14 protein-coding genes are annotated in these 14,658 nt (G+C 53.7%); 3 read left to right on the top strand and 11 right to left on the bottom strand.

Features of this window, described 5'->3' with window-relative positions; translation table 11 throughout:
- Positions 1-229: 229 nt before the first annotated feature.
- The 5 genes from gntU to ACSZO4_RS20845 form a co-directional block, all read right to left on the bottom strand.
- Entirely contained in the window at positions 230-1,570 is a 1,341-nt protein-coding gene (gene gntU / locus ACSZO4_RS20865; protein WP_437890995.1) for a gluconate transporter, read from the bottom strand.
- Positions 1,571-1,581: 11 nt separating this feature from the next.
- Positions 1,582-2,103: a gluconokinase gene (gene gntK, locus ACSZO4_RS20860; protein ID WP_437890994.1), complete on the bottom strand. Its 522-nt coding sequence runs from the start codon at positions 2,101-2,103 to the stop codon at positions 1,582-1,584.
- Positions 2,104-2,241: 138 nt separating this feature from the next.
- A complete protein-coding gene (gene gntR / locus ACSZO4_RS20855) occupies positions 2,242-3,237 on the bottom strand; it encodes a gluconate operon transcriptional repressor GntR (RefSeq protein ID WP_437890993.1) in 996 nt (331 codons plus the stop codon).
- Between the two features lie 103 nt (positions 3,238-3,340).
- The gene (locus ACSZO4_RS20850; RefSeq protein ID WP_437890992.1) at positions 3,341-4,036 is read right to left on the bottom strand and encodes a pirin family protein; all 696 of its coding nucleotides are present in this window, start codon (positions 4,034-4,036) and stop codon (positions 3,341-3,343) included.
- A gap of 123 nt (positions 4,037-4,159) precedes the next feature.
- The gene (locus ACSZO4_RS20845) at positions 4,160-5,197 is read right to left on the bottom strand and encodes an oxidoreductase (protein WP_437890991.1); all 1,038 of its coding nucleotides are present in this window, start codon (positions 5,195-5,197) and stop codon (positions 4,160-4,162) included.
- Positions 5,198-5,583: 386 nt separating this feature from the next.
- Between ACSZO4_RS20845 and ACSZO4_RS20840 the strand changes: the two genes are divergently transcribed.
- Together ACSZO4_RS20840 and yhhY are read left to right on the top strand one after the other, a co-directional pair.
- Positions 5,584-6,237: a bactofilin family protein gene (locus ACSZO4_RS20840; RefSeq protein WP_437890990.1), complete on the top strand. Its 654-nt coding sequence runs from the start codon at positions 5,584-5,586 to the stop codon at positions 6,235-6,237.
- 211 nt (positions 6,238-6,448) lie between these two features.
- Positions 6,449-6,940: an N-acetyltransferase gene (gene yhhY / locus ACSZO4_RS20835; protein WP_437890989.1), complete on the top strand. Its 492-nt coding sequence runs from the start codon at positions 6,449-6,451 to the stop codon at positions 6,938-6,940.
- 45 nt (positions 6,941-6,985) lie between these two features.
- Here the strand turns inward: yhhY and ggt are convergent, their stop codons facing one another.
- Positions 6,986-8,740, bottom strand: a complete 1,755-nt coding sequence (ggt, locus tag ACSZO4_RS20830; RefSeq protein ID WP_437890988.1) for a gamma-glutamyltransferase — start codon at positions 8,738-8,740, stop codon at positions 6,986-6,988.
- Between the two features lie 122 nt (positions 8,741-8,862).
- On the opposite strand from ggt, the gene ACSZO4_RS20825 reads away from it, so the two are divergent.
- Positions 8,863-9,309, top strand: a complete 447-nt coding sequence (locus ACSZO4_RS20825; RefSeq protein WP_437890987.1) for a DUF2756 family protein — start codon at positions 8,863-8,865, stop codon at positions 9,307-9,309.
- On the opposite strand, the gene ugpQ is transcribed toward ACSZO4_RS20825, so the two are convergent.
- From ugpQ to ugpB, 5 genes are all read right to left on the bottom strand, one after another.
- On the bottom strand, positions 9,306-10,046 hold the full coding sequence (gene ugpQ, locus ACSZO4_RS20820; protein ID WP_437890986.1) for a glycerophosphodiester phosphodiesterase: 741 nt from the start codon (positions 10,044-10,046) through the stop codon (positions 9,306-9,308). The genes ACSZO4_RS20825 and ugpQ overlap by 4 nt on opposite strands.
- Complete coding sequence (locus ACSZO4_RS20815) at positions 10,043-11,116, bottom strand: sn-glycerol-3-phosphate import ATP-binding protein UgpC (protein WP_437890985.1); 1,074 nt, start codon at positions 11,114-11,116, stop codon at positions 10,043-10,045. The genes ugpQ and ACSZO4_RS20815 overlap by 4 nt, the downstream gene beginning before the upstream one ends.
- A 1-nt stretch (position 11,117) precedes the next feature.
- Entirely contained in the window at positions 11,118-11,963 is an 846-nt protein-coding gene (gene ugpE, locus ACSZO4_RS20810) for a sn-glycerol-3-phosphate ABC transporter permease UgpE (RefSeq protein ID WP_437890984.1), read from the bottom strand.
- Entirely contained in the window at positions 11,960-12,847 is an 888-nt protein-coding gene (ugpA, locus tag ACSZO4_RS20805) for a sn-glycerol-3-phosphate ABC transporter permease UgpA (protein ID WP_437890983.1), read from the bottom strand. The genes ugpE and ugpA overlap by 4 nt, the downstream gene beginning before the upstream one ends.
- Positions 12,848-13,025: 178 nt before the next feature.
- The gene (ugpB, locus tag ACSZO4_RS20800; protein WP_437890982.1) at positions 13,026-14,342 is read right to left on the bottom strand and encodes a sn-glycerol-3-phosphate ABC transporter substrate-binding protein UgpB; all 1,317 of its coding nucleotides are present in this window, start codon (positions 14,340-14,342) and stop codon (positions 13,026-13,028) included.
- Between the last annotated feature and the right edge of the window lie 316 nt (positions 14,343-14,658).

The raw sequence follows: 14,658 nt of genomic DNA, 5'->3' as shown, positions 1-14,658 counted from the left end.
TATCGCGATCGCGACCTGCGGTCGCTACAAAAACAAAACCCCACGAAAAACGTGGGGTTCGTCAGCAATCTGAAAGGCAACGCAAGTTGCTTTTTTAGTGTTTGCTCCCTCTCCCCGTGGAGGTAAAAGCAAAACGGCAACGCTGTTAGTTGCCGTTTTTAGTGTCTGCTCCCTCTCCCTGTGGGAGAGGGCCGGGGTGAGGGCATCAAACCGCACCGTCCCCCAACGCTTAACTCAGCAGCGTAAAGGCAATCATCCCGACAATCGCACCGGTGGTGCCAAGGATGGTTTCCATCAAGGTCCAGGTTTTCAGCGTCTGGGCTTCGGTAGCACCGGTAAATTTTCCAAACAACCAGAAACCCGCATCATTCACGTGGCTCACCACAATCGAACCGCCCGCGATACAAATCGACAGGGCTGCCATCTGAGCGCCGGAGAAATGCAGTTGTTCAATCACCGGCATCACCAGACCCACCGCCGTTAAACACGCGACGGTTGCGGAACCCTGAATAATACGTACGGCGGCTGCCAGCACAAAACAGGTCACGGCAATCGGTAACCCCATACCGGTCAGCGCTTCACCCAGTGCCGGGCCAACACCCGAATCCACCAGAACCTGTTTGAACACTCCGCCAGCACCAATCACCAGCAGGATAATCCCCGCGGGCTGCAAGGCATGGCCGCAGATCTCCATCACCCGGTCTTTCGCCATACCCTGACGAATGGCCAGGCCATAAATCGCCACCAGGCAGGCAACCAGGATCGCGGTGAACGGATGACCGATAAACTCCAGCCAGTTATAGAGGCTGGAACCTTCGGTAACGAAACGGGCAGCAATGGTTTTCAGGCCAACCAGCACCAGCGGCAGCAGGATCAATGACAGGCTGAACGCGAATGACGGCATTTTCCCCTCGCCCAGATGCGGCTCGGAGATGTCATCGGGGATATGCAGCTCAACATAACGGCTGATAAAATTCCCCCACAGCGGCCCGGCAATCAGCATCCCCGGAATGGCTGCGCACAGACCAATCAGGATCATCCAGCCAAAATCCGCGTGCATCTGAGACGCCAGCAGCATCGGCGCAGGTCCTGGCAGCAGGAACGCCGCTGCCGCCGCCACACCCGCAAACAGCGGGATCACCAGCTTCACCAGGTTTGTTCCAGTGTGACGCGCCATGGAGAAGGCCACGCTAATCAACAGCACCACCGCCACTTCAAAGAACAAAGGCAGAGCGCAAATCAGACCAGCCAGGCCAATCGCGTAATGCGCACGGCTGTGGCCGAAAGATTTGAGCATCTTCACAGCAATCTGATCGACCGCGCCAGTCTCATGCAGAATTTTGCCGAACATAGCACCCAGGGCCACCACAATGGCGAGGAAGCCCAGCGTGCCGCCCATCCCTTTTTCCATCGTTGCCGCAATCTTAATTAACGGCATGCCGGAAAAAAGGCCTGCTCCAATAGAAACCACCATCAATGCAACGAAAGCATGCATACGCGCTTTCATTACCAAAAACAGCAGCAGCAAAACGGAGCCGACTGCTGTTAAAACAAGCGTTAATGTACTCAAAACAACTGCCTTTATTTATTGATCACTGCAATTGTGCTGGCGACAACCCCTTCCAGCGACTGGTCGATATCGACAACAAGGACGTCCTGCTCATCAGCGCCTGGTTCTTCCAGGGCTTCAAACTGCGTCACCAGCATCTGGGTTTTAAAGAAATGGCCTTTACGGGCTTTCAGGCGGCTCTCGATAACCTCAAAATCACCTTTCATATAGATGAAGGAGAGATTCGGATTGCCATCACGCAGCTGGTCGCGGTAGCGCTTCTTCAGTGAAGAGCAGACAATCAGCGAGACTTTATTGGTACGCTGCATGGCAAAGGCGGCATCATTCAGCGCCTGCAACCAGGGTTTGCGATCGTCATCATTCAGTGGCTCGCCAGAGGCCATTTTCATGATGTTGCTGCGTGGGTGGAGGAAGTCACCATCGAGAAACGCGGCATGGATTTGATGCGCCACTTCACTGGCGACAGCGGATTTACCACTGCCAGATACGCCCATCAGGACGTAGATGTGGTGTTCATGATTAGTCGTGCTCAAAGTGTAGCTCCCACTGAGACAAAGAGGTTTTGTTACGGGTAACAGTTATCGGTAACATTGTCCTGCCGGGGAAATGGAGAAGCAATAACCATTCGTGCCAGAAGTGAATAAGTGTGACATGGCTCAAAATTTTCGAATCTAGATTGAGCCACCCGGTGACAACGTGAAACCTAAATCTAACAATTTTGGCGTAACTGTTTCACCTCGGATCCGCGCCAGAAGGCGTTCCGCACCGATCCGCCCCATACGCTCACGCGGCGTCAGTACGCTCGCCAGACGCGGCTCCATCACCTGACCGATGTCATGACCATGGAACCCGGCAATGGCCATATCCTGCGGGATCCTTAAGCCCAGGCGCTGGCACTCAAAGGCGGCGCCGATCGCAAGGTCATCGTTGGTACAAAAAATGCCGTCAAGACGTGGATATTCACGCCGGGCCTGGCGCATCAGGTCAATGCCCGCTGAGTAGGAGGAGGATTGTTCCACCATCACACTGTAGGGCGTTAATCCGGCATCAAACATCGCCTGCTCGTATCCCTTCTGTTTGATAATAGTACGTTCATCCAGACGTGCCCCCAGATAGGCCACACCGGTATGCCCGCGCGCGATAATTGCCGCAGTCATTTGCCGCGCCGCCTCGAAGTTATCGAAGCCAACGGCGATATCAAGGCAGGGAGAAATGCTGTCCATCAACTCAAGTACCGGAATACCCGCTACTTCAATCATCTTCAGGGTACGCGCGGTATGAGTGCGTTCAGTCAGGATCAGGCCATCAATATTCCAGGAGAGCATCGATTCGAGACGCTCTTCTTCCATCTCCGGCTTGTAACCAAAGTGCGCCAGCATAGTCTGGTAGCCGTGAGCATCCGTCACGCTTTCAATACCACGCAGCACTTCAGCGAAAACCTGGTTGGTTAAAGAAGGAAGCAGAACGCCCACCGCACGGCTGGTAGCGTTGGAGAGGATATCGGGGGCGCGATTCGGAATATAGCCCAGCTCATCAAGCGCAGCCGCTATTTTTCCCCGCAGCGCGATAGAGACTTGCTCCGGATTACGCAAGAAACGGCTGACCGTCATTTTGGTCACGCCGACGCGATCGGCCACATCCTGAAGTACGGGTCTTTTCTTTTTCATCGTCCTGAAGAGATAAGCTGGGGAAACAAGCGTTCAGTTTATCACGGACGACAGGCAACCTTCCGGTGTAAACCAGAAGGTTGCATCATTTATTTACGTGACATCAAACCGGTGGCAGATCGAAGAGCAAAATTTCGCTGTCACTGTCCGCATGAATCGACAACGCCTGCTCATCCCAGATGGCCAGACCATCGCTGGTGGTCGCTTTGGTGCCATTAATGGACACCTCGCCTTTTACCACCTGGATCCAGATTTTGCGATCCGCGGCGACCTGATACACCGACTGCTCATCTTTCAGCAGCGCCCAACGATACAGTTCCATATCCTGATGCACTTTCAGTGAGCCATCACGCGCATCCGGGGAAAGCACCAACTGGCGGCCCTGAGTGGCATCAAAACGACGCTGCTCGTAGCGTGGCGTAATGCCTGCCGTTTCTGGAATAATCCAGATCTGGTACAGACGCAGCGGCTCAGTGGCGCTCGGGTTGTACTCAGAGTGACGCACCCCGGTACCGGCGCTCATAATCTGGAATTCGCCCGCTGGCACCTGCTCTTTGTTGCCCATGCTGTCCTGATGTTCCACCGCACCCTGCAGCACATAGGTCAGGATTTCCATATCTTTATGCGGATGGGTGCCAAACCCCTGCCCGGCATCAATCACGTCATCATTGATGACCCGCAGTGCGGAGAAACCCATAAAATCAGGATCGTGATAGTTGGCAAACGAAAAGGTATGCCAGGAGTCCAGCCAGCCATGATTTGCGTGGCCACGATCGTTTGCTTTGCGTAAGTAAATCATGTTTTCACCCTCGTGTTCGTTTCGATGGAGTAAGTGTGTACTCGATCGACCGACAATCATAGAGGGTGAAAATTGACTCCTCTGTTCAAAAAAAATGAACGAGTCACCAGACCTGTAATCCCCTTACTTTGCGAGGGATACCGTGGCGGGAGAGGCCTGCTCAAATGCCCGTTCGAGGATCTCAAGATTGGTCAGAACATCAGATTCCTTGACGTAATTCTCCGCCCCGTTTTCGAGGGTGACATAAAGCGCGTCATAAACCAGACCATAATCTCCCGTTTCCGGCGCCAGGGTCTCACGCACCGTTTCGCCTGCGTCGTCGATGTACTCCAGCACACCAACGCTCTTATCCGCCGCAAAGCCTGGCTCGCCGGGCATGATATTGGCCTTGAGGCTGGTTTCCTGTTGGTCGATACCGAATTTAATAAACGAGCCTCTGGTGCCATGAACGATAAATTTCGGGTAATCGATTTTCACCAGATGACTGGTTTTGACAATCGCTTTCAGATCGCCAAAAAAGAGCTGGGCTTCAAAGGTGTCGTCCGGGTTGGCTTTATTGCGCAGACTACGAATGTCATAAGCAACATGCTCCGGGCGACCAAACAGTGAAATTATTTGATCCATCGTATGTACGCCCAGACCATAAAACGAACCATCCTGCGGCAATCCGGGTTTACTTTCCGCAACCGGCCGGTAGTAGTCGAAATGGCTCTCCACTTCAACAATCTGGCCTAACTTGCCGCTCTCAATAACCTTTTTAGTGGTCAGAAAACAGGAGTCAAAACGGCGATTCTGATAAGGGGTAACGGTCAGCCCTTTGCTTTTTGCCAGCGCAAATAGGGTGATAGCTTCCGCCATCGTCGGCGTAAATGGCTTTTCCACCAGCACGTTTTTCCCGGCTTCCAGCGCCCGCTTTGCATAATCGAAATGACTATCAGCGTGAGTACAGACAACCACCAGCCTGACCTGCGGGTCATTGAGAACGTCATCAAGGTCACTGGTGAAATGAATATGTTGATACAAAGGGTGCTGCTCTTCCGGCTTCGCGTTACGACGATAGATATGAGCCACATGCCAGCGATCTTTGCGGTTCAGCACATAGGGAAGATGGTAGCGGGTGGTACTTTTGCCAAAGCCGATAAATGCACAATGTAAGGTCATAATGCTGTCCTTGTTTCTCTCCCGGCGGCGACGGGTTCCGGGAGCAAAGATTAATTACTATGGAGGCCGGGGTGGCTGAGCGCAGCCACTGGCAAGATGAAGTACAACGCGTAATGCTTTGTCGGCTTAAACCTTAACGCAGTCATCAGCAAATTCATACTTTCCGCCCGTAGCGGATTAACTATCCACCGCTAATATCAATGCGCGCCAGAACATTCACACAGAATATAACTAACTGATAAATAATAAAATTATCAAAATAAAAAGCCAGGATAACTCTTGACCATCAGGCCATAATTCTGGATAAGTGAAGGGCACTTTTTGCGTTCAACTGCCAGCAATTCACATTGCTGACGGCACCGCCATGCAACTTATGGAAACCACGGATGGGAAGGAAATACCTGCTAATCAACCTCACCCATATTTTTTGGTTGTTTGCTCTGCTGACCTGGTACTTTGGCAAACCATCGGTCGCCTGCTACTCAGGCTTTCTGGCGTTTGCCTCTTTCGCCATTTACACCTCACAAGGATGGATTATCCCTATGTTCAACAAACACAAAAACAGAGAAACCCCTGACTCAGCCAGCGTTCCAGCTGCAATTATTGATGAAAACGTAACGCCGAATGGACAGACGCTTGCCAATACGGTCATCGCCAGCAATGTTCATTTTGAGGGCAACATCGTCTCTTCCGATCCGGTCTATATCCACGGCACGCTGAACGGCACGATCAATGCGCCGGATAGCGTCGTTAAAGTCATGCGTGATGGGACTGTGGAGGGCAACATTATCTGCCGTGAACTGATTATCGACGGTACGGTGATGGGTCAGTGTGCTGTCGATAGCGTAGAAATTTGCACCAACGGAAAAATGACCGGCACACTCGCATATCAGCATCTGGCGGTAAAAAAAGGGGGACAATTTTCCGGCCAGGCTGAAATTATCTCTACGCCGCAGGAAAATAAAAACGTTGTTGGTTCGATTATCGACGCGCAGCCCGGGAAGGAAAAGAAGCCGCTCAAAGCGAAGGCGCCTGAGTAAAAAAAAAGCCAGCACCCGGCTGGCTAAGAAATACTGGAAGCAATGTGAGCAATGTCGTGCTTTCAGGACTACCGCAAAGGTTTCCCTGAATGCATGGCAATAATAATCATTATCATTCGCACTTGTCCACCCCTTTTTGCAAATAATGGCAGTTGACTCACATTGAGAACTCAGTGAATCTCGGGAGGAACATTCAACGAGGAGAAATGGAATGAGTAGTATCGTGATACGCCATGCAGAAGCCCGTGATGCCGAGCCTTTACGCCACATAACCACGCATCCGGAGGTCTATCATGACACGCTACAACTCCCTCATCCCTCGATGGAAATGTGGCAGGAGAGGCTAAAACCGCAGCCAGGTCGCCGCCATCTGGTAGCCTGCATTGACGATGTCGTGGTCGGTCACCTGGTGGTCGACGTGGAGCAAAACCCGCGCCGTAGCCACGTTGCTACTTTTGGGATCAGTGTCGCCCATGAATTTCGCGGACGCAGCGTTGGCACGACCCTGATGCGCGAAATGGTTAATCTCTGCGATAACTGGTTACGCATTGAGCGCATTGAACTGACGGTTTTCGTCGATAATGCCTCGGCGCTTGCGCTCTATCGCAAGTTTGGTTTTGAAACCGAAGGTATCGGGAAGCAATTCGCCCTGCGTAACGGCGAGTATATTGATGCCTGTTTTATGGCGCGAATCAAACAGTAACGTCAGTTCAGCCCTCTCCCGACCACGGAGAGGGCCGCAGGAACATTAATATCCCGCCGTTAAATCATCCACCGTGCGCGGGTCAGATGCGCCGTACAATGTGCCATCCAGGCCCACCATAATACTTTGCGTACTGCCCATTGCGGCTTTCTGCACCACTTTTTGCCCTTTCTGTTCCAGCAGCTTAATGGTATCCGGACTAAAGCCTTTCTCGACCCGTAATTCATCCGGTAGCCATTGATGATGGAAACGTGGCGCATTGGTGGCTTCAGCAACGTTCATCCCAAAATCAATACTGTTCACCACCATTTGCAGCACCGTGGTGATAATTCGGCTGCCGCCAGGGCTCCCGGTCACCAGCCAGGTTTTCCCGTCTTTCACCACAATAGTTGGTGACATCGAAGACAGCGGACGCTTGCCAGGCCCAACGGCGTTGGCATCACCGCCCACCAGCCCGTAAACGTTCGGCACCCCAGGTTTGGCGGAAAAATCATCCATCTCGTTGTTCAGCAGAATACCGGTATTACCCGCCACAATCCCTGAACCAAAGGTCGTGTTGAGGGTATAGGTCACCGCAACGGCATTGCCCTCTTTATCCACCACTGAGTAGTGGGTGGTTTGATTACTTTCGTAAGGCTCCAGCTTACCCGGGCGGATTTGACTCGAGGGTCTGGCTTTGTTGACGTCGATTTGCGCCGCCAGCGATTTGGCGTACTCCTTACTGGTCAGCGCCTGCCAGGGAACGGTGACAAAATCCGGATCGCCCAGGTATTCCGAGCGGTCGGCATAGGCATATTTTTCCGCTTCGGCCATCACCTGCATGGCATCCGCGCTACCAAAGCCGTATTTAGCGAGTGGGAAGTTCTCAAGGATATTGAGGATCTGTACGATGTGGATCCCGCCGGAAGAAGGCGGCGGCATAGAGAAGACCTGATAGCCGCGATACTCCCCACTGATGGGCGTGCGCTCAACCGCTTTGTAGTTAGCCAGATCCTCTTTGCTGATAAGACCGTCGTTTTTACTCATCTCCTGGGCAATCTGATCGGCAATTGTCCCTTTGTAGAAGGCATCCGGGCCTTTCTCGGCAATCATCTCAAGGCTCTTGCCCAGATTAGCCTGCACCAGCTTGTCGCCTTTCTTCAGCGGCTCGCCGTCTTTCCAGAAGATGACTTTACTGTTTTCGTGGTTGGGCAATACTTCGCTGCCATAGGTTTTCAAATCATCAGCTAACGCATCGTTGACGACAAACCCCTGTTTCGCCAGCTTGATTGCCGGTTGCACCACTTTGTTAAGCGGCAGCGTGCCGTATTTTTCCAGCGCCAGCGAGAAGCCCGCCACCGTTCCGGGCGTACCTGAGGCTAAATGTGAAGTGAGGGATTTTTTGCTGTCAGGATTACCCTGATCGTCGAGGAACATATCGCGAGTGGCGGCAGCAGGCGCCATTTCACGGAAATCTATAGCCGTGGTTTTTCCCTCTTTAGTGCGGATAAGCATAAATCCGCCGCCCCCCAGGTTGCCAGCCTGGGGATGAGTAACCGCCAGCGCATAACCGACCGCCACCGCCGCATCAATAGCATTGCCGCCCTGTTTAAGGATATCGACACCCACGCGGGTCGCGGTGTCATCCACCGATGCCACCATTCCCTGCTTCGCCCGTACCGGGTGAAAAACATCAGCCTCAACGCCATAAGATACCGGGGATGCCTCCGCCGCTGGCTGCGGGGCGGCTGTAACACTAAAACCCCCACCCGCCGTCAGAGCAGCAATGAGCACCCACCGGGCAAACGTCTGTTTCATCATCGTCGATCTCCGTCAGTTGGGGCGACAGTCCCCGCATAAGCCTGGTTCAGAACTCCTAAAAAATCATCGTAATGAAGGAAAGCGAGTAAACTTAAGAAAAGCCTCAGAAGGAGGAAATGACGATGAAAAGACTGATTCTTGTAGCGGTACTGTTACCCCTCACCGCCTTTGCCCAGCCGATTAATACCCTGAATAACCCTAACCTGCCGGGCTATCAGAACCCAACGCAGCAGCGCATGCAGACGCAAATGCTCAATCAGCAACAGCAGCAGAAGCTTAAGTTGAATCAGAGTGTGCAGACCCAGTCCCGCCTCCAGCAGCAGCACCTGGAAGCACAGATTAATAACAACAGTCAGCGGGTAAAAAGATCGCAACCAGGGGAGCTTGATGCAGGCAAGCAAATGCTGCCCAACAATAACGGCAGCATGCTGAACCAGCGCCAGAACAGTGACAGCACCTTAATGCAACAACAGCATACGTTGCCGCGCAAACAGACCAACGGCATGCTGAATCAGACGACGATAAGCACGCCGCAGGCCAATATTCCCCTCAAAACGGTGACGCCTTAAGGCTGAAAATCAGGCCCGATAAGGTCGATAGCATCGGTACAAATTGCGTCAACGCCCCAACGTAACAGCTGGGCAGCACGCTGCGGGTTGTTGACGGTATAGACCAGAATGCGTAGCCCCGCATCACGTAACATCGCCACCCGCGCTTCGTCGAGAAGACGATGATTCAGATGAATGGACACACAGCCAAGCCGCGTCGTCAGTGCCTGCCAGTCATCACGCCACTCGTCGAGCAACAGACCACGCGGTAATTCCGGCGCGGCCTGCTGAGCCGCTTCCAGCGCATCAATCTCAAACGAGGACAAGAGCGGAGCAACCATGCCCTGCCATAATTCCCGGGCCGCCAGCGCCACCACTTTCCCGGTCAGCGGGCCGGTGCCTGTCGTCGGTTTGATTTCGATATTCGCCTTCATTCCGTGGTCGCGGCAGCGTGCGGCCACATCAACCAGTTGCGGCAGCGGCTCACCTTTAAATTCGCCGCTAAACCAGCTACCTGCATCCACATTCAGCAGCGCGCTCCACTCCAGGTCTCCCGCCACACCCCAGCCGTTGCTGGTACGCTCAAGGTTGTCATCATGGAGCAGGAAAATATGCCCGTCTTTTGACAGCTTTACGTCAAACTCAATCATGGTGTGGCCATAACGAGCGCCCACATCAATCGCCGCCAGGGTGTTTTCAGGCGCAAGTTTTCCGCCGCCGCGGTGGGCGACAATATGGGGGTAAGGCCAGTTACTCATACGCGTTGTCCTGTTTCACCGTCGAAGAGATGCAGGTGATTTTCCGGCAAATGCAGCCATAAGGTGCTGCCCTGCACCGGACGCTCCTGGTGCGGCAGGCGACCCACCAGTTTGTGATCCCCCCAGCGACCGTGGGCCAGATTATCCGCGCCGAGCATTTCGAGCGTATCCAGCACCAGCGGCACACCACCTGCGGCCTGTGAGCTTAGCGCAATATGTTCCGGGCGGATACCCAAGGTCATTTTACGCCCGGCATAACCCCGATAGAACCAGTTCACCGGCAGGGCCATACCGCTGTCGAGCTCAAAATGGGTACCGGTATGGCTGATGCGCCCGTCCAGCAGGTTCATCGCCGGGCTGCCAATAAAACTCGCCACAAAACGGCTGGCCGGTTTTTCATAGACTTCAATCGGGGTGCCAATTTGCTCCGCCACGCCTTTGTTCATCACCATCACGCGCTGGGCGAGGGTCATGGCCTCCACCTGATCGTGCGTCACGTACAGGGAGGTGGTTTTCAGGCGACGATGCAGGTGCTGAAGCTCAAGGCGCATCTGAACGCGCAGTTTGGCATCAAGGTTAGACAGCGGCTCATCGAATAAGAACACCGCCGGATCGCGTACAATTGCGCGGCCCATAGCCACACGCTGACGCTGCCCGCCGGACAACTCACGCGGACGGCGCTGTAACAGGTTTTCCAGTTCCAGAATACGGGCCGCTTCCTTCACCCGCTCTGCAATGTGCTCTTTGCCCATGCCGCGAATTTTCAGTCCCCACGCCATATTCTCCGCCACGCTCATATGCGGATAGAGGGCGTAGTTCTGAAACACCATCGCGATGCCGCGATCTTTGGGTTCCATTTCTGTCACCCGCTGGCTGTCGATCCAGATATCGCCTGAACTCACGCGTTCAAGCCCGGCCACCATACGTAGTAAAGTAGATTTACCGCAGCCAGAGGGGCCAACCATTACAATAAATTCGCCGTCGCCCACATCCAGTGTTAAGGGCTGAATAACCTGGGTTTTGCCACCGTCCCAGCTTTTGGTAACGGCCTGTATTTTTAATCCTGCCATCTTATTTCTCACTATCAACCAGGCCACGAACGAACGCACGTTGCATGGCTAAAACGATAACGACCGGAGGGATCAACGTGAGCAGCATCGCTGCCATCACCTGGTTCCATTGTGTGGTGCCTTCGCCGGTGGCGATCATCCCCTTGATACCCGCAACCGCAGTACCAAGATTGACGTCACTGACAATCAACAGCGGCCACAGATACTGGTTCCAGCCGTAGATAAAAGTGATAACAAACAGCGCCGCCAGATTGGTTTTTGACAGCGGCAGCACGATGTCCCAAAAAAAGCGCATCGGCGAGGCGCCATCAATGCGCGCAGCTTCAATCAGCTCATCCGGCAGCGTCATAAAGAACTGGCGGAACAGGAAGGTGGCTGTCGCAGAAGCCATCAGCGGCAGCGTCAGCCCGGTGTAGCTGTCGAGCATTTTCAGGTTGGCTATGACTTCCACCGTCGGGAAAATACGCACTTCGACCGGCAGCATCAGCGTGATAAAGATCATCCAGAAGAAAAGATTACGCAGCGGGAAGCGGAACCAGACGATGGCAAAGGCCGAGAGCATGGAGACGGCGATTTTGCCCACCGTAATAGAAAACGCCATCACGAAACTGTTGGTCAGCATCAGCCAGAATGGCGCACTGTTCACCCCAACACCCTGGGTCCAGATAGTGCTCAGGTTTTCCCACAAGTGGCCGCCGGGGATCAGCGTCATCGGCGTGTCGTAAACGGCATTGATATCCAGCGTGGCGGTGACAAAAGCAACGTACATCGGAAACAGGATGGTCACGATGCCCAGAATCAGCATGATATGGCTGAATACGGTTAGTCCGGGGCGATTCTCAATCATTGGTAGCGCACCTTACTTTCAACATAACGGAACTGAACCACCGTCAGCACGATAACCAGCAGCATCAGCACCACTGACTGCGCGGCAGAGGCTGAGAGATCCAGGCCGACAAAACCTTCGCGGTAAATCTTATAAATCAGCGTGGTCGTCGCCTGTACCGGGCCACCCGCCGTCGCGGCATCGATCACCGGGAAGGTGTCGAAGAAGGCGTATACCAGATTGACCACCAGCAGGAAGAAACTCACCGGGGCGATCAGCGGCAAGGACAACTTAAAGAAGCGGCGTATCGGCCCGGCGCCATCGATCGCGGCGGCTTCCACCAGCGAGCGAGGAATAGATTGCAGAGCAGCAAAGAAGAACAGGAAGTTGTAACTAATCTGCTTCCAGACTGACGCAAAGACCACCAGGAACATGGCCTGGCCGCTGTTCTGCGCATGGTTCCAGTCGTAACCAAACTGCTCAAGGAAATGGGTAATTAACCCGCGTCCCGGGTTAAAGAGAAAGATCCATAATACGGCGGCAACCGCGGGGGCGACTGCGTAAGGCAGCAGCATCAGCGTCTGGTAAATACGGCTGCCGCGCACCACGTTATCCACGAGGGCGGCAAAGAAGAGCGAGGTGAACAGGCCGAAAAAGGTCACAAGCGCGCTAAAACGCATCGTCGTCCAGAAGGAGTCCAGATAGTAGCTGTCATGAAACAGGGCAACAAAGTTATCCAGGCCGACAAAGGTACTGGAAAGCCCAAAGGGATCAACGCTTTGTACGGAATACCACAGCGCCTCGCCCGCAGGCCAGATAAAGAAGATAACGGTGATAACCAGTTGGGGCGCGACCAGCAGATAGGGCAGCCAGCGCGAACGAAACACCGGACGGGATGAGGACATAGTTAAGCTCAGCGTAAAATTCTTGTCCCCTCACCCCTGCTCTCTCCCCAAAGGGGCGAGGGAGAAAAGACTGCACCGTGCAATTCTCTCCGTTCAGATGAGTGAGAGAGAAAAAGCCGCACCGGACAGTCCCCTCTCCCCTTGAGGGAGAGGGTTAGGGTGAGGGTTAAGGTTTAAATTAAGACTTAGTGGATTGCTCGAAACGGCGCAGCAGTTGGTTACCACGCTCGACAGCCGCATCCAGTGCCTGCTGAGGGGTTTTCTTGCCGGTCCAGACGCTTTCCAGCTCTTCATCCACGATGGTACGGATCTGCGGCATGTTGCCCAGGCGCAAACCTTTGGTGAACGGCAACGGCGGCTTGTTCAGCATCTGACGAGTCGCGATATCGGCACCAGGGTTCTTATCATAGAAGCCCTCTTTACGGGTCAGCTCATAGGCCGCCGTGGTGATCGGCAGATAGCCGGTTTTCTGGTGCCATTCGGCAGCATTTTCTGGTTTAGCGAGGAATTCCAGGAACTGAGCAACACCGGTATAGGTGGCTTTGTCTTTACCCTGCATCACCCACAGGCTCGCCCCACCGATAATGGCGTTCTGCGGCGCGCCTTTAACGTCAGCGTCGTAAGGCATCATGCCAACACCGTAGTTAAATTTGGCGTAATGGCGAATATCGGCCAGGGAGCCAGAAGAGGCGGTGGTAATGGCGCAGTCACCGTTATAAAACTTCTCAGTGGACTCATCTTTACGACCGAAGTAGCTGAAATCGCCCTTCTTGTTGAGTTCTTCCAGCAAAGCGATGTGCTTCACCTGCTCCGGCTTGTTGAATTCCAGTACCGCATCAGTACCGTCAAAACCGTTATTTTTGGTTGCCACTGGCAGACCGTGCCAGGCGCTGAAGTTTTCAATCTGGATCCAACCCTGCCAGCCACTGGCGTAACCACATTTCATACCTGCGGCTTTCAGTTTGGCGGTGTAGGCTGCCAGATCCTGCCAGGTTTTCGGCGGCTGCTCTGGGTCTAAGCCAGCTTTTTTGAAGGCATCTTTGTTGTAGTACAGCACCGGCGTGGAGCTGTTGAACGGCTGAGAAAGCAGGTGACCGGTTTTAGAGTCGGTGTAGTAGCCGGAAACGGTCGGCACGAACTGCGACTCATCAAAGTTGATACCCGCATCTTTGAAAACTTCATACACCGGCTTAATAGCTTTAGAAGCCATCATGGTTGCCGTACCCACTTCATACACCTGCAGCATGGCAGGGGCGTTACCGGTACGGAACGCAGCAATACCGGCACTCAGGCTCTGCTCATAGTTGCCCTTGTAGACCGGCACAATTTTGTAATCCGGGTGGGTTTCGTTAAAACGTTGCGCCAGGGATTCAACTTCTTTGCCCAGTTCCCCTTCCATGGAATGCCAGAACGGGATCGATGTAGCGGCCATTGCGTTGCCTGCGAAGATCAACCCAAGTGCCAGACCTAAAGCTGTGTGTCGTAACGGTGTCATTCGGTTTTCTCTCTTGTTGTGCCGGATGCGCGATATCACGCGTTTTATGCTCGCGAGGTAACATGACACGCTCGAATGACAGAAAAATAACCGTTTAATTACAATGAAGTGACAACCAGGCGTCAGAGAGATGATGGGAATGTGAAGGGGGGAAAGATGGAATTGAGGGAGCTGCGGGCTGATGTCCCCCCATTGTGGGCACGTGCGGTCTGATGCCCTCACCCCGGCCCTCTCCCACAGGGCTGAGGAATCCCCAGAAAAAGTGAAAGGCACGATGAAGTGTGATCTACTGGTTGCGCTAACAAATCAGAAGAGA

The sequence above is a fragment of the Phytobacter sp. V91 genome, assembly GCF_965644225.1.
Classification (GTDB): domain Bacteria; phylum Pseudomonadota; class Gammaproteobacteria; order Enterobacterales; family Enterobacteriaceae; genus CBFFRJ01.
Note: the sequence above shows the minus strand (reverse complement) of the source record. Positions and strands in the feature narration are given on the sequence as shown.